General features: G+C 31.3%; 14 protein-coding genes. 6 read left to right on the top strand and 8 right to left on the bottom strand.

From position 1 onward, the window contains the following. The first annotated feature begins 296 nt into the window (after positions 1–296). On the top strand, positions 297–1,943 hold the full coding sequence (locus AC23MC_RS09840) for a DUF4832 domain-containing protein (RefSeq protein WP_487568214.1): 1,647 nt from the start codon (positions 297–299) through the stop codon (positions 1,941–1,943). Positions 1,944–1,999: 56 nt separating this feature from the next. On the opposite strand, the gene AC23MC_RS09845 is transcribed toward AC23MC_RS09840, so the two are convergent. The 6 genes from AC23MC_RS09845 to AC23MC_RS09870 all read right to left on the bottom strand — a co-directional run bounded on the left by AC23MC_RS09845 (position 2,000) and on the right by AC23MC_RS09870 (position 13,853). Then, positions 2,000–5,896, bottom strand: coding sequence for a DUF2194 domain-containing protein (locus tag AC23MC_RS09845; RefSeq protein WP_487568213.1), 3,897 nt, complete (start codon positions 5,894–5,896; stop codon positions 2,000–2,002). Positions 5,897–5,928: 32 nt separating this feature from the next. Beyond that, positions 5,929–7,680: a hypothetical protein gene (locus tag AC23MC_RS09850; RefSeq protein ID WP_487568212.1), complete on the bottom strand. Its 1,752-nt coding sequence runs from the start codon at positions 7,678–7,680 to the stop codon at positions 5,929–5,931. A gap of 222 nt (positions 7,681–7,902) precedes the next feature. Beyond that, positions 7,903–8,727 (bottom strand): endo alpha-1,4 polygalactosaminidase, encoded by an 825-nt coding sequence (locus AC23MC_RS09855; RefSeq protein ID WP_487568211.1) that lies wholly within the window; start codon positions 8,725–8,727, stop codon positions 7,903–7,905. Continuing rightward, on the bottom strand, positions 8,699–10,312 hold the full coding sequence (locus AC23MC_RS09860) for a hypothetical protein (protein ID WP_487568210.1): 1,614 nt from the start codon (positions 10,310–10,312) through the stop codon (positions 8,699–8,701). The genes AC23MC_RS09855 and AC23MC_RS09860 overlap by 29 nt, the downstream gene beginning before the upstream one ends. Positions 10,313–10,382: 70 nt before the next feature. Continuing rightward, positions 10,383–11,933, bottom strand: a complete 1,551-nt coding sequence (gene pelF, locus AC23MC_RS09865) for a GT4 family glycosyltransferase PelF (protein ID WP_487568209.1) — start codon at positions 11,931–11,933, stop codon at positions 10,383–10,385. Between the two features lie 381 nt (positions 11,934–12,314). Then, positions 12,315–13,853: a DEAD/DEAH box helicase gene (locus AC23MC_RS09870; protein WP_487568208.1), complete on the bottom strand. Its 1,539-nt coding sequence runs from the start codon at positions 13,851–13,853 to the stop codon at positions 12,315–12,317. 210 nt (positions 13,854–14,063) lie between these two features. Here AC23MC_RS09870 and nhaA point away from each other — a divergent pair, with 210 nt between their 5' ends. The 3 genes from nhaA to AC23MC_RS09885 are packed head-to-tail and all read left to right on the top strand — an operon-like array spanning position 14,064 to position 16,316. Further along, the gene (nhaA, locus tag AC23MC_RS09875) at positions 14,064–15,425 is read left to right on the top strand and encodes a Na+/H+ antiporter NhaA (protein WP_487568207.1); all 1,362 of its coding nucleotides are present in this window, start codon (positions 14,064–14,066) and stop codon (positions 15,423–15,425) included. A 2-nt stretch (positions 15,426–15,427) separates the two neighbouring features. Next, entirely contained in the window at positions 15,428–16,039 is a 612-nt protein-coding gene (locus AC23MC_RS09880; protein WP_487568206.1) for a YqaA family protein, read from the top strand. Position 16,040: 1 nt separating this feature from the next. Continuing rightward, positions 16,041–16,316 (top strand): DUF3817 domain-containing protein, encoded by a 276-nt coding sequence (locus AC23MC_RS09885; RefSeq protein ID WP_487568205.1) that lies wholly within the window; start codon positions 16,041–16,043, stop codon positions 16,314–16,316. A 4-nt stretch (positions 16,317–16,320) separates the two neighbouring features. Here the strand turns inward: AC23MC_RS09885 and AC23MC_RS09890 are convergent, their stop codons facing one another. Further along, on the bottom strand, positions 16,321–16,710 hold the full coding sequence (locus AC23MC_RS09890) for an acyl-CoA thioesterase (RefSeq protein ID WP_487568204.1): 390 nt from the start codon (positions 16,708–16,710) through the stop codon (positions 16,321–16,323). 268 nt (positions 16,711–16,978) lie between these two features. Here AC23MC_RS09890 and AC23MC_RS09895 point away from each other — a divergent pair, with 268 nt between their 5' ends. Further along, a complete protein-coding gene (locus AC23MC_RS09895) occupies positions 16,979–18,283 on the top strand; it encodes an OmpA family protein (RefSeq protein ID WP_487568203.1) in 1,305 nt (434 codons plus the stop codon). Positions 18,284–18,363: 80 nt separating this feature from the next. Beyond that, positions 18,364–18,768: a glyoxalase gene (locus AC23MC_RS09900; RefSeq protein ID WP_487568202.1), complete on the top strand. Its 405-nt coding sequence runs from the start codon at positions 18,364–18,366 to the stop codon at positions 18,766–18,768. Here AC23MC_RS09900 and AC23MC_RS09905 read toward each other — a convergent pair. Continuing rightward, complete coding sequence (locus AC23MC_RS09905; RefSeq protein WP_487568201.1) at positions 18,765–19,535, bottom strand: META domain-containing protein; 771 nt, start codon at positions 19,533–19,535, stop codon at positions 18,765–18,767. The two genes, AC23MC_RS09900 and AC23MC_RS09905, sit on opposite strands and share 4 nt — an antisense overlap. Positions 19,536–19,580: the final 45 nt, after the last annotated feature.

Consider the following 19,580-nt stretch of genomic DNA (forward strand, 5'->3'; position numbering starts at 1 on the left):
AGTTAAATTCTTAACTCACTGATAACTAGAAGCTAATAATTCTCACAAATGTTCAAAAAAAGTGAATCAAAACCTACATAAAAAAATGTTAATTTATATTCTTATTCTTACTATTTATATAAAAACATGCATTTCATCGATTTTTAATGTATTTTTTTAACGCACTTCATCGATAAAAAAATACATTTCATCTATATTTGAATCCGTAATACAATGAGCCACAACATCGTATTATACTAAAAAACTAAAACGTTTAATCCGCTAACCCAAATTTAGCACAAAACTAACCTACTACTATGAGAAAAGTTTTTACCTTTTTTGGTGCTCTTCTGTTTATTTACGGAGGTGCACAAACTACTACAGTTACGTATACTGCATCGAGTGCAAACTTTCCAAATCCAGAGCGTGGATTTTATAAGTACAGTGACACAGAATCTTCTTCTTCAAGTGGTTACAGTCTCTTGAATCAATCTTCATTAACAAACTATCGCGTTAACCAAAACATTACTTTGGTTTTTAGGTATTTTTATTTGAATGATTTTGTTAATTCTTCTATTCCGCAATCGTATTTAAACAATATGCAAACGGATTTTGACAGAATTCGTAATGCAGGATTAAAATGTGTAATTCGTTTTGCTTATTCAGATGATTATGGAGATGATGTTGTGCTAGATGCAACTAAAGCGAGAATGCTGGAACACATCAATCAAATTAAGCCTTTATTAACAGCTAATGTTGACGTAATTGCTGTAATGCAAGCCGGATTTATTGGTGCTTGGGGCGAATGGTATTATACAGACCAAGCTGAATTTGGTGGCTGGGGTTACAATGAAACCAGTTTAACTTCTGCTAATTATGTACACAGAAAAAATATTACAGATGCTATTTTGAATGCTTTACCAAACACAAGGGCAGTACAAATTCGTTATCCAAAGATGAAGCAGCAGATGTATAACACTACTGCTCCTCTCCCTCCTAGTCAAGCTTATACTAACACCAGTTTAGCTAGAATTGGTCATCACAATGATTGTTTTTTATCAAGTAATACTGATGTTGGAACCTATTCAAACGTAAATACCGAGTATCCTTATTTGGATCAAGAAACTAAGTTTTTGCCTATGGGTGGAGAAACATGTGCCGTTTTTGAGTCGAGAACTAATTGTACAACTGCTCAATTTGAAATGGCTAAATTTCACTGGTCGTATCTTAATTTAGATTATCATCCAAGTGTTATAAATGGTTGGCAAACCGGGGATTGTTATGAAGAAATTCAAAAAAATCTAGGGTATAGATTTCAATTAACTAGTGCCGTTTTACCTCAAAGTATTTCGTTAAGTAATCAATTATCTGTTACATTAAATATAAATAATGTTGGTTATGCAGCTCCGTTTAATGAGCGATATGCATATATTGTTTTGAAAAATGTTGTTACAAATGATGTTTTTCCAATTATGTTGGATTCTGATCCGAGAGATTGGCAAGATCAAATTACGATTACAGAAAACTTAACTTTACCTGATGGAATTATTCCTGGAAATTATGATATGTTTTTACACTTACCTGATGCCTATCCATCCTTAGCCAACAGACCGGAATATGCTATTCGTTTTGCTAATAATAATGTATGGGAAGCGTCAACAGGATATAATCGATTAAATCATAAAGTTACAATAACAGAAACACTTGGCGTTGCAGATAACAATAGATTAAAAGTAATTTTACATCCTGTTCCTGCTGATAATGAGTTAATTGTTGAAATGGATGCTGCATCAGAGTATAGTTATACAATTTATAATTCTTTAGGTCAGCAGATGAAATTGAATTCTAATCAAAATGGAAATAAAGTAATTTTTGACACACAAGTCTTAACAAATGGTGTCTATTTCATTCAGTTTAACAATGGTGAAACTAATGATTCAAGAAGATTTATAGTGAAACACTAAAAAGTACATGTTTTTTTGAAGATGATGAAGTACATTTTATTTGTACTTCATCATTTTTATTTTGTTCTGTTTTTTTCTTTAAAGCTATGTTTTAAACCAAATTGAATTGTATTTGAATAAAATTTTTCTTGGTTAAATATTTCAAAACCGGCAACTAAAGCAGTATAATTAAACAATCGATAGGATATTGTTCCTGAAAATCGCTGAAATACATCTGCATAATCATCAAAAAAGTAGGCCGCTTCAACTTTTGCTTTAAAATCGTTTTCCTCCAAACCATAGCTGTAGCTTAAACCTCCTCCTCCAAACAAACGTTTGTCTAACATCCAATATGGATAACCATCACTCAAATCGGCTGATCCTGTTTGTATTGCAGATTCTAAAAAGGGTACAAATTTTGATTTTTTCTCTTCACCGTCATCCCAACCAATTCGCAATGTAGCCGAAATGTCAATGTTGTTGTCTGTGATAAAATCGGTGTTATATTTACTTTTGGTGTAATAATTAGATTCAATTCCCAGTGTTGCATTAATTTTTCTCATCAAATAAACACTTTGATACAGAACCGATTGAACATGATAAATTTCTTTGGCATGTCCGGGAGCAGTTTGAACCGGAAATACATTCACTTGTGCTGAACTAAAGTTTTTCTTGAATGTTTTGTTTATACCGGCTCCAAACTGGAAATATGTTTGCTGATAATTATCCATTTCAAATCGAATTCTGGACCAATATTGATATTTTTCAAATGAAAATGGATTTTTATATTGGTATTCAACACCATATACGCGGGTAAATTTATTATCGTCTGAAATTATCAATTGTTCGTTATCTTCTCTACTTTCATAACGTGGTAAAGTTATAATTGTATCAACCGTTGAACGAATTAAAGGAAAAAATTCAGAATATGTACCGGCAAATCGATGAAGGTTCTTTTTCTTATCATAAAAATTATACGAATGTCTTGTCATTAACGAAGCCATTCTGTCTCTGTTAGTTTGAACTTCATTCTCAGATTCAATAAAATTACCATATTTTAAACGATTGGTTTTTGTAACGGCCATTTTTACATTATCCAAAAATAATTCAGGATAATTTGCCAGTAAATCTTGCTGCAGGAAATCATCTTGATAAACAACATCCGCATTTAAAGCTTTTCTAAGCGATTCTTTTTCTTTTGATTCCGGTAATTCGCTAGCTAAAATCCAAGCTTCTTTAAATTTACCCATGTCGTGGTAATAATTAGCCATTAAAGCTTTGGTTTTGTAGTCGTCAGGATTTTTTTCAATATGTGTTTTATATTCATTTATGAGAGTATCATATTGTTTTAGCTGAAAAAGCCATTCCATTTTGTTAGCAATGTCAATTTCATTACTGTAAAATGACCAATCATATGCTTTTTGATAATTTTTTTCGTTAGCATAAAGCCAAGTAATATTGGTAGCTAATTCTCTATAATCTTCTGAAGGTTCAATTTTTTCTAATTCAACCAAAGCAGTCTGTGGCTCATACCATAGTAAGTGCTGCAGGTAGTTAAACATACTTTGCTTTCCGGTATCAACACCTAAAAGGGCTATTAGTGCTTGCTTAATTTTTTCCTTATTCTCCGGTGTATTAAAATTAGCGACATAACTATTTAACAAATCTTTATCTCTAGGATTAACCAATAATTGAGCATTTATCCATTTTTCCATAGCTAAATCGTTTGGATAACCAATCAATTTCTCTAATTCTTGAGAATACATTACGTTTTCTTTGGTAGGATGTTTTGCACAATGTTTTTCTAGCATTGTCCAAACTTCATCACCTTTGTTATCCCACGACATGTATTCTGCATATTTATTCCAAGTTGGATAATCTATTTTTGGTTCTGCAAGCATGCGTTGTTTTAATGCTGCTTTTTCTAATCTAATTTCTTCTTCATAATTCTCGGCACTATCTTCTTCGCCTTGTTCAAAAACTTTCACTTTTGCATTGTAAGTGTAATAATCATTTTGCACTTTACTAAAAATAAAATCTAATTCTTTATCTCTGTATTCTCGATAATCTTTGATTTTAATAACAGGTTCATTGGTGTAAACAGAATATAAATAACCATTTAAATATTTTGTTTTGGAAAATATTACGGCAATTGATTTTAATTGAAGTTCAATGTTTTCTGCATTTTCCAACGATCCGTACAGAAACCAATATTGACTATTTGAAATTGAATTTTCGGGATTCAATTCTTCTACAATATATTTTCCATCATGCGATTTGTGATTAAATTTTGAAGCTCTCCAGTCTAAAGCAATAAATCCACCTTCACCTGCATTTAAAAAGCGAGATTGTGGAAATGCTGTCGTAAATTCTTTTAGATATTTATCAAACTGAGCCATCAATCCGCCAGATTTTCCCTTCGTTTTTCGCCATCCCAATCCTTTTGCATTTCTAAGATCAAAATCACCGGCACTTTTGTTAAATGGACTTGGAATTTGATATACATCATCCGGATGCACAAAGTGATTCCAAATTCCGGTGTATAAATACATGGATTGAATGTTGTATTTTGAATTATTATCAACTTCAAAACCACTGGATATACGAGGATAATCGAACATACCATGATGATATGGATCAAAATCAAACTCGCGGTTTCCACCATCGTACGTTTCACCTAAATATAAACTACACATAAAACTAATTGAGGGAAGACCTTCTTTTAGTCTTTTTAAACCCATTTGATCAATATAATTTGAAGGTGGTACATAAGAAATTGGTAAATCACCAAAGCTACTTACTTTCCATTTTTTTTGAACACCTTCTAATGCAGTAACAATAAATTCTTGTTTTTTCCAGTCTCTTTTTACTAATGAAACGTGGTTGTATCCATGAAATCCTAATTCATGACCATTTTTAATACAATCTCGCATTAACCAACTACTCACGGGTTCAATCCTACCTCCTACTGATACCTTTTTTGCATCCCATTGACTGAATAAAAAAGGAGGGTCAGTTTTGGCATTATAATCAAAAGCGGGAACAGCTGTGTAGCTAATTTGATATTTTTTGGCTAAATCTTTCATGTCCGGCCACCACACATTTCTAACAAAATCGGAAATGGAAAGATTCATTTCAGATTTGATAGGCTCCATTTTTGTGTCGTATAATGGCGAAGGGAAATCATCTAAAAAGATTGTACTTGTGTTAGCAATTGGATATGGAATTCCTTCTAAACCCATCATCATTCCTGAAAACAGCAATCCTCTGTCCATTTTTTCAAATTCGAAAGTAGAGTTCAAATTGATGACTCTCCCCTTCCCTATTTTGGATTCTAAAATGGCTGGATAAGATGGATTATTAATGGATGTGGCATAGATTTTAATTTTAGTTAAATCGAAATTTTCACCACTCATACCGAAATGAATAATTGATTCTCGGGTAGAAGTTCCTGCTAAAGTTGGAATAAAATTGTCTTTAAAACTAATTCCAACAGAAGTTACATCGGTTAAATAATCAGAATTTGTTTTCATTCCAATCATAAAACCAAAACGTTTATCCTCACAAGCAAACGGTAGATAAAGCGTTCCGCCATCTGAAACAAATTTTAAAATTTTAGTAACAGAAGCATCATTTAATTTTTTGGTTTCCAAAACACACAGAACACGTGTTGAAGGGGCAATTTCTAAATTTGCATTCCAAGCCTTGATATTGATATTTTTAAATGGAATTTTCGTGTAATTACACAATTTTTTGAGGTGATTACTGTATTTTACACTAATTGGGTTTTCAAAATCTACGACATATTCAACCAATGGAGGAAGATTTAAATCGGTGTCTGAATAATGTTTTAATAAACCGTTTTTTCCGGCTTGATCTTTTGAAAATAAATCAATATTGTTGGGATTCATTATCGCATCAAAGTCGGCACAGCTTGAAAAAATCAACACAAATGCCATGAGGCTATGTATCATTAATCGATTTAGGGTTGCACGGGTTTTCATACTTAATAGATTAGGTCATCAATCTTACTTGATTTGGGTTCGTTTACAATTTCATATACGTTTACATATGGGCTTTCGTAATACAAAGAGACTTTTCTACCTCTTTTTTCTAACGTTTTAATATGTTCTTTTAATAGGGGTTCTAATTGATTTTGATCTGCAAAATGATTTTCTGTTTCTGTGTTGTCATGATATACAAATATTAAAACACTTTTAGGAATTACGTATTGCGGATTTTCAACAAAAAATTTTGGTTTCTTTCTGTTGTGATGATAGATGGAATCACTTTCTAAGTAACTGAATAAAAAATCTTCGTAATTAATAAAAAAGTGTTTGTTTAAACTCAATGTTTGAGCAATATTATCATTTACAACAGCATAGCTATGTGGAAAATAATCATGTAGAATTTTATCATAAGCATCTAAAACCATTCGAGGTGTTTTGTCTGAGGTTTTAACGTTTTTGAGAGGTTGAATTTGCGAATATAAAATTCCACCAAATGCAAAAAGTGAAACTGCAACAGCAATTGGCACTTTAAATCGAAGTACTTTTTTGTAAATCGGGAATGCTATTCTTAATAAAACAGCTACTGTTATTCCGAAACATATTGGTATAAAAACCGACAAAGCTAATCTAAGTAAATCGGTATCAATCCATTCCACATGAATAAAACTCAATGTTACTAAAAAGTTGAAGTATAACATGAAAACTAATGATGGTTTCCATTGTTCTTTTTTATACCAAATTAAAAAAGGTAAAATAATGATACTAAACAAAGAGCCATATTGATAATATTTGATTAATTCATCAAAAGGAATTATCAAATTAGGCATATAAGTGAATGACGTTACAGAAATTAAACTTGATTGTAAAAAAATAAAATAATCATTTTGATAGTAACTACATAATATAAAATATGTTGCCAATACAGAGCAGGTTCCAATAATATAAGCCGAAAGAGCAATCCATTTAAAAGACAAATAATTTTTGTTTACAAATACTAAAGCAATTAAAAAAAAAGGTGGCATTAGAATTAGGAGTGTAAACAAATCAACTAATCCAATTGCAAAAAAACAAACAGTTAGACTGGTGAAATAATTAATCTTTTTAAAATTAATTACGTCTGGCTTGAGTATATAAACCATACACGGAATTGCAAATGTTAAACCCATTAAAACTGGTTCGTTTTGTAGCAAATAGTGAATTTCTATTGGTGAAAATGTGTACAAAAACACATATGTTAAAAAAGCAATCATTGGGGCCACAATTCTTGATGTAGATATTTTTCGAATTGTCCAAAACACAATTAGACTCAGAAGTAAATCTTCTAAAATGGCTAAACTTTGCAAACCAACTTCTGGGCTCACATCTACTAACTTAGAATATAAACTACTCAAGGCTAGCTCTCCCTCAACAGAAACTGTTCCGTTAAACCAACTATTTTCATCAAAAAGAATTACTTTATTTAAATTGGCTACCCATAAATCTGAGAGCAAATAAGTGTCATAAATATAAAAATAATACCTTCCAATAAAAGCAGCAACAATTAATACCAATGTTGCATAAAAAATAAAAACTCTATCGTCCTTAATTTTTTTTGGTTTTTCTAATCGTATGAGTTCTTTAAGCGGTTTTTTATTTTCGTTATCTTTTAGAAACTCGAAAAAACGAGACTTAGAAGCATCTTTAAAATAACGAACCGGATTTTTAAAATTTTTAATACCAACCACATCAATTAAAATCAAGAACATCATGATTAAAACATAATTAATTAGACTGTAAACACTACATTGTATGAGTACAAAAATAATTACTAGCGACAAACTCCCATACTTAAACCACTCATTAACAATGAATTGCAACAAATTGTGACTATGCTCACGTTTAACTAACTTATTATTACAGTAATACAAAAACATGAGCAAGAAAACGAGCCTGATAAAACCTAATAATATGGAGCTAGAAAGTATCATGATTTATTTTGTGAAATTTGGAACAGATTGCAAATCAATTTTTCCAATAAAATATTCGAAGTTTGTTGAAGACAGACGTTTTACTATTTGATTAAAAAGCATTTTATTATTGGCATATTCAACAAGTAAAATGGGTATTTTGTAATTAGAATGAATTTCATTGATGTTTTTCATTCTAAGATTAAAATCTTTGACTTCTCGGAGTTTATATTCATTTCCTTTAAAAGAATAGTCGGTTGCAATAGATTCAAAGAGTACAGATTCTATAAAGTTTTTGGTGTCCGGAATGAGCTCAGCACCAGAATTTTGTACCAAAATATGATTTGGATGTTGTTTTTTTATTTTTTGTATTAAAGCAATTAGTTCGTTACGTTGAGCAAATTGTGGTCCAAAAGATGAAAAATTATCAATGTTATCTAAAAATAATCCATCAAAACCCTTGTCTAATATTTTGTTTACAAGTGATAAAATTACAACAGAAGTAGATTTATCTTTTAAATTTAAATAATAGCTATTCCAATTATTGTTTTTTCCTAATGTTCTATTCTTTAGCAAATTATAATGAATTGCATTACTATTTACTTCACCTAAACTTATGTAGGCTAACACATTTTTGTTGTGTTTTTTTAGTAATTTAATTTCTTCTGTTTTAAAGTTTTTTTCTTCTAAAATAACATAATTATACCCTTTTATTTTTGCGGGATCTAATTTGCCATAACAAACCAAAACAGTGCTCTTGCTTACAGGATTACTGAAAACTGGCGTTGAAAGAAGCGATGGCAATAACCATAAAAATAAATTAAAACGACGCATAATAATGATAATCAAGTTTTTTGAAAAAACGAAAAATGTGCATTAATGTATAAAACATGAAAAACATAGCTCCAGCCAACATTCCTATAACACTATATTCAAAGCTAACAAATCGACTTAAAATAAAACCAACACTAATGTTTATTGTAATGGCATAAATTATTCCTTTTAGTGGTTGCTCAGTTTGACCTAAAGTAAACAAATAAAGCGTATTAAGCATTCCCCAAGCTAAGAAAAAATAGCCTAAACCTCCAAAATATGTTACTTTTATGCTTAAAGCTTCTAATTCTTCATGAAACTGTCCTTTGTAGCCCCAAGATGCAAACATTAACTGATAGATAATTATAAAAATTACTCCGGCGGTAGCTAATAGAATTAGAATATTTTGCCAATATAATTTGTGTAATTCTTTATTAAATAGTTTAGAATTTTCAAATTGAACTAACTTTTGTGTAATGTCTAAAAAACGAGTGAAAGATGCAATGCTAAATTCTAAAACTCCTGATAACAAGAGAAATACCAAAATAGCCATGTCCATTCCTAATTCGTAATCTTTTTCAAAATAAACCACAAATGGAAGCTGACCGTCTTTGGTTGTTGACCATGCCAAAATTCTATCAATAAAAATAAAAAGATAAATACATAATCCGTATAAAAAATACCGGTGGTTTTGATAGATAAATACAGATGTTTTGATATTTAAATCTGCCCTTGGTGGATGCTTTTTTAAATATCCTCGAAAGAAAATATATAAGTACGTTTTTGCAGAAATAATTGCAACACTAATTCCGAACCAATGTGTATAATAGATTAAAAGAGATGAATATTTATTTAGAATAACTGTTACAAATGTTCCTAAAACAACAGCAACTGTAATCATCCAGCGTTGTCTAATTGTGTGTAATGGTGCCAAGACCAATAAAAGAACTCCAATTAAAAAAGCATAAACAAACACAACAAATAAAACTTTATACGGGTATAGATGTATGAAAAAATTAATAAAAAGGATAACTGCAAAAACAATAAATAGTGTTTTTATTCCTAATTTCAACAAATAATCGATTGTTTTCTTAGTCATCGAATAATCGTGATAATTCCAGTAAAAAGTAGCTTGACGACCAATTACTTGAACAAAACCTCCTGTTGAAACAATACCAATAATTACACCCAAAACAACTGCTGTTGACTGAAGATGGTTAAAATGAACATGCGTCCACAATGAATACCCAAAGACAACAATGGCCGCTATTTGAAGAAAAACGGGAAGAAGATGAAAAATTCCTAATGGATAATATTGGGCAAAAATTTTAGCTTTAACAGCCATGTAATCCGAAAGTTGAATGGTCTCCGGATTTGAATCTATGTATTCACGTTGTTTGACATTCAAACTTTCTTTATGCTCTAAAGACGTTGTGAGTTGTCTGTAAACATAATTTGCTAAGTCTTGGATATCCGAAACACCATAATCGGCCTCGGTATCAATATCTCTAATGCCAAAAGATTCAATAGTAGCGGCTACAACTCTGCTGCTTACCGGTTTACCTATTTTATCTTTTACATTATCTATTAATATCTTAATATTTTCACTATGCTTTTCCATGCTGCATTAGTAGAACACATACATTCTATTTTGGTTAGGTTTGAGATTTAGTTGTAAATTTGGGTGGGGTTTATGAGGCTTTTACTGATTCTATTTCATCTAATGATTCAATTAAAATTGGCATTTGAACTTCTTTAACTTCACGAGTAACAACTCTTTCATACACTTCTTCATAAGCAGTGATAAACTTTCCTATTGTAAAATTATCAATTACTTTTTTTCGTGCATTAACCCCCATTTGCTCTCTTAATTCTTTGTTATTAAGAAGCTCCACTACTCTATTTCCAATATCTTCGGCATCTTTTGGCTTACAAATATAACCACAAGAATTATCTAATGCTTCGGTTACACCACCAACATCTGTGGCAACAACTGGAATTCCGCAACTCATTGATTCTAACACGGTATATGGAAAACCTTCAGATATTGAAGTTAATATTGAAATATCTCCTTCGCAAAACAATTCGCTTGGTTTATCATGATAACCGGCTAATTTAAAATTCGCTCTCAAATCCAGTTCATCAATCAAACGTTCGCACTCAGCAGTATATTCCGGAACAGCATTATTGTCACCATAAACCAAATATTGAATATTCGGTATTTGACGTTTTGCTACTTCGCATGATTTTATCATTGTAATAATATCTTTCAAATCAAAAATACGAGCAGCGGCAACTACAGTTGGAATATCTTTTAAATGCTCCGGTTTTGGTGCTGGTTTAAACACATTGTGATCTATTCCGTTGTAAATGATTTCAATTTTTTCAGGATCTGCTCCGTACATTTTTTCCCATTTGATATTGAATTTGTTCACAGACAGGATTTTATCTGCTTTATAATAAACTAATTCAGTAACACATTCAGAAAATTTAATCAACATTTTTTTAAGGAAGAATGAATATTCTGAAGAGTTGATTGCTAATAAACGTTCACGGATAAAAACGCCGTGCTCAGTAACAATCATAGGAGTTCCGTATTTATATTTTAAAACTAAAGCTGGAATTACAGGAAAACCGGACAAGGTTAAGTGAGAAACATCAACTCTAGGAACATCAACTGATAGCGGAATTAAAAAACGATAAATCCAACGCATTCCTGAAGTTAAATCATATAGCGATACTTTTTCGTTTTCTTGTTCAGAATTCAAATCAGAAACCATGTAACAGAATGTTTTCCATACAGGCTCACTCTTCATTGTTTTTTTATAGTCATGCTTTTGAAAATAACGCCACATTTTTTGAATGGTTTCATCAAAAGCTCTTACATCTCTGTTATTTGAAAAAATATGTCTTAGTAAATCTTGAAAAACAGGAATAAATACTTGATTAATTTTATCTAAATCATTTTTTTCCTTCTGAGAAATGATTTTATAGTATTTTTTTCCATAATCAATCATCTCTTGTGGCTCCATTGGAGACCATAGCGGAACTTGGATTAAGCTTTTAACATTTTCGCTTAATTTATATTTTGACTTAGATTCAAATTCTGCATTAATAGAGTAAAGAGTGAAGTTTGAATTTTTCACTTCATTACAAAGCATGTGTGCCCACGTAGAAACTCCACCGCCATTAAAAGGATAAGTTCCTTCTAAAATTAACATTACATCGTGCTTTTTGCTCATAACTTTTAGATAATAAAATTCCGTTCGTCGATGAATCTGCCTATGCAGAACCAGACAATTTGGTGCACTTTAACAATCTTAGGGTGGTTTGTGGTATTTTTTTGGAACGCCGGCTTTTGGGGACGACTCTAAAAAAAGTGATTTACTTGATAAAAGTTATATTAACATTTGATTAATTAATCTTCAATCAGTTAAAACACAATTCAAAAATAGAACTAATTATATGTCATACAAAATAAAAACCTTGAAATCTGTTGAAAACACTCATTTCATCGACGAAATACACACCAAAAAGATGAGCTACCTAAATTGTCGATAAACGGTAAAATAGAATTTTAAAAGAATAAAATATGTAAAGTTTTAACAAAAAATAAGATAGAATTACTCCTCTGAAAACAGCTTTTCTCTAAATTTTCGACCAATAACAATTGAAAGTCTTGTTTTGTAATCTTCAATTAACCAATCACGATAGTTTTTGGTAGAGCTACTTAAACAATTGGCAAAATGTCGAACTCTGCTTTCAATATCATCTGCTAATTCTTTTGCTAAAAGTTTTGCTTCTGTTAACGTTTCAGAATTATCAACACACATTGAAGCATGATGATCTATGGATTTTTCTATAACTACTTTTGGGCGTAAATTTTTAGATAAAACAAGTCGATATTCTGATTCAATATCAAATTCTATAATTGGAGTTTTACTGAATTTTGCTCTTAATTCCGGTGGCATTTTATAGAAAAAATTTAGTTCTATCTCAACGTCGCCTTTTAGATTGTGAATATATTGTTCAGGATATTTAAAAATGTGTTGCCAATCCAGCTTGTCTGTCCATAAACCAAACCGTGCCGCATTGTTTCCTAAATCAATTATAGTAAACTCATCTTTGTTTGGAAGTTTGCGAGAACCGCGACCAATCATTTGAAAATAAAGCGTTAACGATTTTGTGGCACGGTTTAAAATAATTGATTCTACTGTTGGCTCATCAAATCCGGTAGTAAGAATTCCTACCGAAGTTAAAATTGCATCAGGAGTTTCTTTGAACCATTTTAGGATGTCTTTTCGCTCTTCGTTTGAGTTTGTATTATCCAAATGTTTGATGTTTTTGAAACCTGCTTCTTTAAAAACATCAAGAACGCCTAATGATGTGATAATACCGTTGTTAAAAATTAAGGTTTTCTTACCAAATGAGTGAGCTGTATAGGCATGAATCAACTTTTCCTGCATGGCCATATTGGTATAAAGCTCATCAGAAGATTTTACGGTATAATCGCCATTAATCCCAATTTTTAACGAAGTTAGTCCAACATCATAACTAAATGTAGTTGCTTTGGCCAAATAACCCTTATCGATTAGGGAACCAATACTATTTCCTACAATTAATTCATGATAATTTTCATTCATGGGAAGTTTAATATTAGAACTCAGTGGTGTGGCCGTAACGCCTAGAAAAAAAGTGTTTTTAAAAGCGTGAAATAATTTTCTAAACGAATTAAAATGAGCTTCATCAATAATTAATAAACCAACATTGTCAATCAGCAATTTTTCATCATTTAAACGATTTTTTAACGTTTCAACCATTGCTACAAAACATGAATATTCGTCTTGATCAGGCAATTCTTTAACGATGCTGTTGATTATTTTGTTTTTTACATCAAAACCTTTCAACATTTTTGAGGTTTGTTTGCACAACTCAATACGATGAGTTAAAACCACAACTTTTTTATCATATTTTTCTAAATATCGACGTGTAATCTCAGAAAAAACAACTGTTTTTCCGCCGCCGGTAGGCAATTGATAAAGTAAATGATAGTTGTGAGGAGCGTTTTCTATCTTATCAAAAATACGATCAATATCGCCTAACTGATAGCTGTAGAGCTTTTTTTTCTCTTCAATTTCGAGCAATATATCTTTTTTTGACATTATAGAAATTTACAAATTCAATTTTTGCAAAAATAAGCAGATAAAACCCTACTATTTAATTTTTAAGGTTAATAAATTTAAAAAAATCCAATTCACTATTGCCAAAAGGTTAAATTAAACATAAAATCAAATAAAATAAATTGCTGAACATTTCATATTCAATGAATATTCTTAATTTTACACTCCTTTTCAAAAAGCCTTTAAATTAATATGAAGTATAAAATTAAAATCACTCCGATAGACAAATGGGTTATTGATCCCGTTAACCGTTTTATCGGAAAATCTACAACGGGAGGAATTGTTTTATTTCTGTCTGCAGTTGTAGCTCTAATTTTAGCAAATTCACCATGGAAAGACGCTTATCATCATATCTGGGAACATAAAATTAGTTTTGGAATTGATAACAATTTCATGTTAGATAAAACGCTACACCACTGGATAAATGACGGTTTAATGGCTGTTTTTTTCTTTGTTGTTGGATTAGAATTGAAACGTGAAATTATTGGAGGTGAATTATCAAACCCCAGAAAAGCAATACTTCCCATTGTTGCTGGTTTTGGAGGAATGGTTTTTCCTGCTGTAATCTACCTTTTGTTTAATCCATCCGGAGAAGCTCACAGTGGTTGGGGAATTCCTATGGCAACTGATATTGCTTTTGCTTTGGGTGTTTTGTTTTTATTAGGGAATAGAATACCAACCTCCTTAAAAGTTTTTTTGACCGTTTTGGCTATAGCCGATGATTTAGGTGCTGTTTTAGTTATAGCCTTTTTTTATACTTCAGATATTTCTTTTACAAGTCTAATCGTTGGTTCAATTTTCTTACTTCTTTTAATTGTGTCCAATTTACTTGGGGTTAGAAATACATTTTATTATGGAATTTTAGGAGTTGGTGGTGTTTGGATGGCATTTATGTTATCTGGTGTTCATGCCACAATTGCAGGTGTTCTAGCTGCATTTACAATTCCAGCTAATGTGAAAGTTGATGAAATAGGATTTATTGAAAAAATGAAAGATTATCTCAATAAATTTAAACATGCTGACCCAAATGGAGTGCCAACAGTTACACCGGAACAACTTCACATATTAGAAGATATGCGAACGCTTTCAAAACAAGCAATGACTCCTCTTCAACGATTAGAACACGGAATGCATCCTTTTGTTACCTATATAGTAATGCCAATTTTTGCATTGGCAAATGCAGGGGTAACGATTACCTCAGATTCTACAAGCTCTGGATTAAGTTTTGTTGCATTGGGAGTTATTTTCGGTTTATTGGTAGGTAAGTTCATTGGGATAGTAGGAGTAACATCTCTTTTTATAAAATTAAGGCTTGCAAGTTTGCCATTAGGAATGACTTTTAAACATCTAATTGGTGTTGGTTTATTGGCCTCAATTGGTTTTACGATGTCTTTATTTATTGCAAATCTGGCTTTTAAAAACGAAGAATTAATTCAGCAAGCTAAAATGGGTATTTTAATTGCTTCACTAGTGGGCGGAACAGTAGGGTTTTTATTTTTATATTATACAAACAACAAATCAGAGTTAAATATCACAGAAGCTGATACAAATTAATTATGCAACGCGAAAAGATAAAAAAAAATAAATGGAGACAACTCCACATGTATTATACATATACTGGTTTTTACAAATTCATTCTTGATGGATTAAAAAGTGCTTTTTGGCCCACAGCTCTTATAGTTGCTGCTTTGCTTTATGTTCATTATTATGTAATTAACATTAACGAAGCGTTGATTATGTTAACAGAACGATATAGCGATTTAACTATATTCTCAGTGTTTTTTGCTTCAGAGTCAATTTTGGGTTTACTTCCACCGGATATTTGGATTGCATGGACAAAAAATACCGACTACCCTATACTATACCTTTCGCTTTTGGCAGTATTGTCTTATTTAGGAGGCGTAATATCTTATTTATTGGGAAAAGCGATGTTGATTATACCATCGGTTAACAACTTCATGTTTAACAAAATGAGTAAGCACATAGCCAACATGCGAAAATGGGGAGGGTTACTAATTGCTGTTGGAGCACTTTTACCACTTCCGTTTGCTATGGCATCAATGGCAGCAGGAATGATTAAATTTAATTTTAAAAACTTCCTGATGTTTGCTTTGTTGCGTTTATTACGTTTCGTTGTTTATGGATTTGCAATCTATCAAATGTTATAATATGTTGGAATTCTTCAAAAAAATAGCCCTACTAGAAGGGATTTCGCTTTTGGCTCTTTTGTTTTTTGCTATGCCGATGAAATATATGTTTGGTCAAGAAATATATGTTAAAACTATTGGCATGGCACACGGAGTTCTTTTTATAATATACATTATTATGGCGGTTCTACTTAAATTTTCTTTAAATTGGGGTTACAAACTACTAGCAATAATAGGTTTAGCTTCAATTATTCCATTCGGAACATTTTATGTAGAAAGAAAATATCTCAATCAATAACAGCTTATTTTTCAAGTCTGTCTTTTACATATTCTATTTTGGTTTTTCCATGAGCAAGTGGTCTACCGTCTTCGCTTAGATTAACCATTGTAATTTCATCTACAGAAATAATTGTATCTCTTGTCATGATATTTCGAACCTCGCATGTGAGTGTTATCGATGTATGTCCAAATCTAACCACATCAATTCCTATTTCTACAATATCACCTGGTTTAGCAGAACTTTTAAAGTTGATTTCAGACATGTGTTTTGTTACCACTTTTGCGTTTTCTAACTGAATTATGGAGTATAAAGCAACTTCTTCATCAATCCATGCCAATAACCTACCGCCAAATAAAGTTCCGTTTGGGTTTAAATCTTCGGGTTTTACCCACTTTCGAGTGTGAAATCTCATAGTATAAGAGTTAAAAATAAAGTACAAATTTAAGTTTAAAAAGAATAAAGTAACACAATTTAATACCATATTAACCGAAAAGGATTTCGCAATCCAACTAAATCATTTTTACATTATTAAGTATGTTTATTGTGTGCATTTCATCGCTAACTTCTTTTAAATTAAGAGATTGTTTTTAATTTTTTTTAACAAAAAAGTTGAATATCTAAACTTTTGAACTATCTTTGCACGCAAATAAAAATTGAATTTTCAATAAATAAACACCAAAATGAAGAAAAACCTACTTATTTTTTCCCTGTCAATCTTTGCATGTGCAAGTTCTTTTGCACAGGATTCTACAGAAGTATCAAAAGTTGACGAATACAATAAATGGTCTATTGAGTTAAATGCCGGTCAAAGTAAAGGTATCAAACCTTATACAACTGGTTACTTTGCGAGTGATCGTGATAAAGTATTAGGTAGCATTACCTTAAACCATTATGAACTTGGAGTACGCTATATGTTTAGTCCTACTTTTGGTTTAAAATTAGATGGAGCTTATGATAAGCTTGAAAACCTAAGTGATGAAAGTTTAAAATTTGAACTACAACAAATTCGTATTGGACTTCAAGGGGTAGTAAATGCAGCTAGATTGTTTGACATCCAAGAAAAGTTAGGTCGTTTCGGAATGTTATTCCACGGTGGTGTTCAAGTTGCTCAGATGACTCCTCAAATGGGAATGCTTGAAGGTAGAAGTGAGTGGAATGGTGGAATCATGGTTGGTTTTACACCAGAATTCAGAATCACTAAAAATTTAGCTGTAACAGCTGATTTCACTTTAATTTCAAATGTTAGACAACATTTTAACTGGGATGGTGCCGCTTATTCAGATGATAATAACAACTTAGCAGGTAGTATGTATACAACTTCGTTAGGTCTATCATATTCATTTGGATCGCACAAGATTCACGGAGATTTTGCGACCATTACCACTAAACAACAAGAAGCTTTAAATGCTCTTGAAAAACGTGTTGGTGAAATTGAGAATGATATGAGTGATAGCGATCAAGATGGTGTGCCGGATTATTTAGATGCTGAACCAAACTCTATTGCTGGTGTTGCTGTTGATACTAAAGGTAGAATGGTTGACATTAACCAAAACGGTGTGCCTGATGAGTTAGAAAAATATTTGAATAATACTTATGTAACTAACCAAAACTATAATGCTGACGGAAAAACTTCTGAAATGATGAAAAAATTCATCAATGATGGGTATGTTGCTACGTATTTTGACTTCAACAAAAAACAACCAACTAATGTTTCTACAGAGGGAATTGACTTTATTAGAACATATTTGTTAAACAATCCAGAAGCTTCTGTTGATATTATTGGTTTTGCAGATGAAATTGGAAATACACCATACAATAACAAATTGGCTAATGATAGAGCTACTAACGTGAAAAACATCTTAGTGAAAGCTGGTATTGCAGCAGAAAGATTAAATGTGATTTCACAAGGAGAAGATACTTCAGTAGATAAAGATTCTGCAGGAGCAAGAAAATTGGTAAGAAGAGTAACTTTCAAAGTGAAATAATTAACAATCGATTCTTAATAACTATAAATAAACCTCTGTTTTACGACAGAGGTTTTTTTATAACTTTAAAATAAAAAATCATGACAACAAGACATAGTTATATTATCGAAAACAGAGGTGAAGCTCTTGGCGTGGTAACCGAACAATCTTCTGCTGAAGAAAGGTTTCAAAATCAAACCATCCGCCCTATTCTAAAACTTCAAAATGATTTGTTTGTTGATGTTTTTAAAAACTATATTTCAAAACATAAGAATGATTTTTATTCCTATTCAACAGAGAAGAAATTGCAGTTTATTGAGAATTCAATCCAAAAAGATATTAAATTCAGAAACTCATTAAAAGGAATGGTGATTGGGTTATTTACCATAAATGAATATGAAGTCTACATAAAAAATTCATCAAACCTTAATAAAAGAATGATGAATATGTTGATTGAAAGATTAAAAAGCAATATTATGCTGTTTGATACGCAGCAAGCATCTTAATCAACTTTCTTAAAGATAACTTTCATACCGTCCTGATTTGTTAAATACAAGCGATTGTTTTTAATTTTATATTCGGTCGAACTTTGCAATGCTTTTAGGAAAGCACTTTCCATATTAGTTTCACCGCAAACCATTTTTGTGGAAATAATGTTCGTAAACCGCAACAATTCTCGTTCTTGGAAAATTTTTCCTGAAATACGATTACAACCACCATAGCCAATAAATTTCTTTTCAGATGAATTTATTTCTAATAACGGAATTTCTTTAGCAAAATCAGCTAAAGTCACATTTTTACCTTCCAATTCTTCTAAAAGCCAAATGTCAAATAATCGATAATCAGCAATATAATTTCCACACCCGGAATAGTTCACATTTTCCTTTTGATTATTTCTTCTTAAATTAAGATCCACTTTATAATCATGTTTATTATCAGACATACCGTCAGAACAGTTTTGCATACTAATCGTTACTTCTATTTCTCCACTTTCAGTGTTTACGCGATATAATTTCACATTGGCATCCATGGCACGAATCGGTTCAACATGTGGAGCTGTAAATTCACTTCCGGCCTCTATTCCTTGAAAACGTATCATCTCTTCTGAAATCTCTAAACCCCAAAATGGTTCTGTACCAATCGCTTTAAAATAACCTTCTGTTTTCGATTTCAATAAAGGAGCTTCTGGAATAATGGTTTTACTTTCTGTGTTGGTTTTAGTAGAACATCCCACAAAAATTCCAATAAAAACTATGTATACTATATTTTTCATCTCTTACCAAATTAAAATTACTACACTAAATTTACATCTTTTAAT

The sequence above is a fragment of the Flavobacterium sp. T50_26 genome (assembly GCF_057652995.1).

Bases quoted from the DNA above. Each gene is read 5' to 3' on its own strand.
- AC23MC_RS09905 (WP_487568201.1), bottom strand. From the start codon at position 19,535: ATGAAAAATATAGTATACATAGTTTTTATTGGAATTTTTGTGGGATGT.
- AC23MC_RS09850 (WP_487568212.1), bottom strand. From the start codon at position 7,680: ATGATGTTCTTGATTTTAATTGATGTGGTTGGTATTAAAAATTTTAAA.
- AC23MC_RS09890 (WP_487568204.1), bottom strand. From the start codon at position 16,710: ATGAGATTTCACACTCGAAAGTGGGTAAAACCCGAAGATTTAAACCCA.
- AC23MC_RS09840 (WP_487568214.1), top strand. From the start codon at position 297: ATGAGAAAAGTTTTTACCTTTTTTGGTGCTCTTCTGTTTATTTACGGA.
- AC23MC_RS09880 (WP_487568206.1), top strand. From the start codon at position 15,428: ATGCAACGCGAAAAGATAAAAAAAAATAAATGGAGACAACTCCACATG.
- AC23MC_RS09900 (WP_487568202.1), top strand. From the start codon at position 18,364: ATGACAACAAGACATAGTTATATTATCGAAAACAGAGGTGAAGCTCTT.
- AC23MC_RS09870 (WP_487568208.1), bottom strand. From the start codon at position 13,853: ATGTCAAAAAAAGATATATTGCTCGAAATTGAAGAGAAAAAAAAGCTC.
- nhaA (WP_487568207.1), top strand. From the start codon at position 14,064: ATGAAGTATAAAATTAAAATCACTCCGATAGACAAATGGGTTATTGAT.
- AC23MC_RS09845 (WP_487568213.1), bottom strand. From the start codon at position 5,896: ATGATACATAGCCTCATGGCATTTGTGTTGATTTTTTCAAGCTGTGCC.
- AC23MC_RS09885 (WP_487568205.1), top strand. From the start codon at position 16,041: ATGTTGGAATTCTTCAAAAAAATAGCCCTACTAGAAGGGATTTCGCTT.
- AC23MC_RS09895 (WP_487568203.1), top strand. From the start codon at position 16,979: ATGAAGAAAAACCTACTTATTTTTTCCCTGTCAATCTTTGCATGTGCA.
- AC23MC_RS09860 (WP_487568210.1), bottom strand. From the start codon at position 10,312: ATGGAAAAGCATAGTGAAAATATTAAGATATTAATAGATAATGTAAAA.
- pelF (WP_487568209.1), bottom strand. From the start codon at position 11,933: ATGAGCAAAAAGCACGATGTAATGTTAATTTTAGAAGGAACTTATCCT.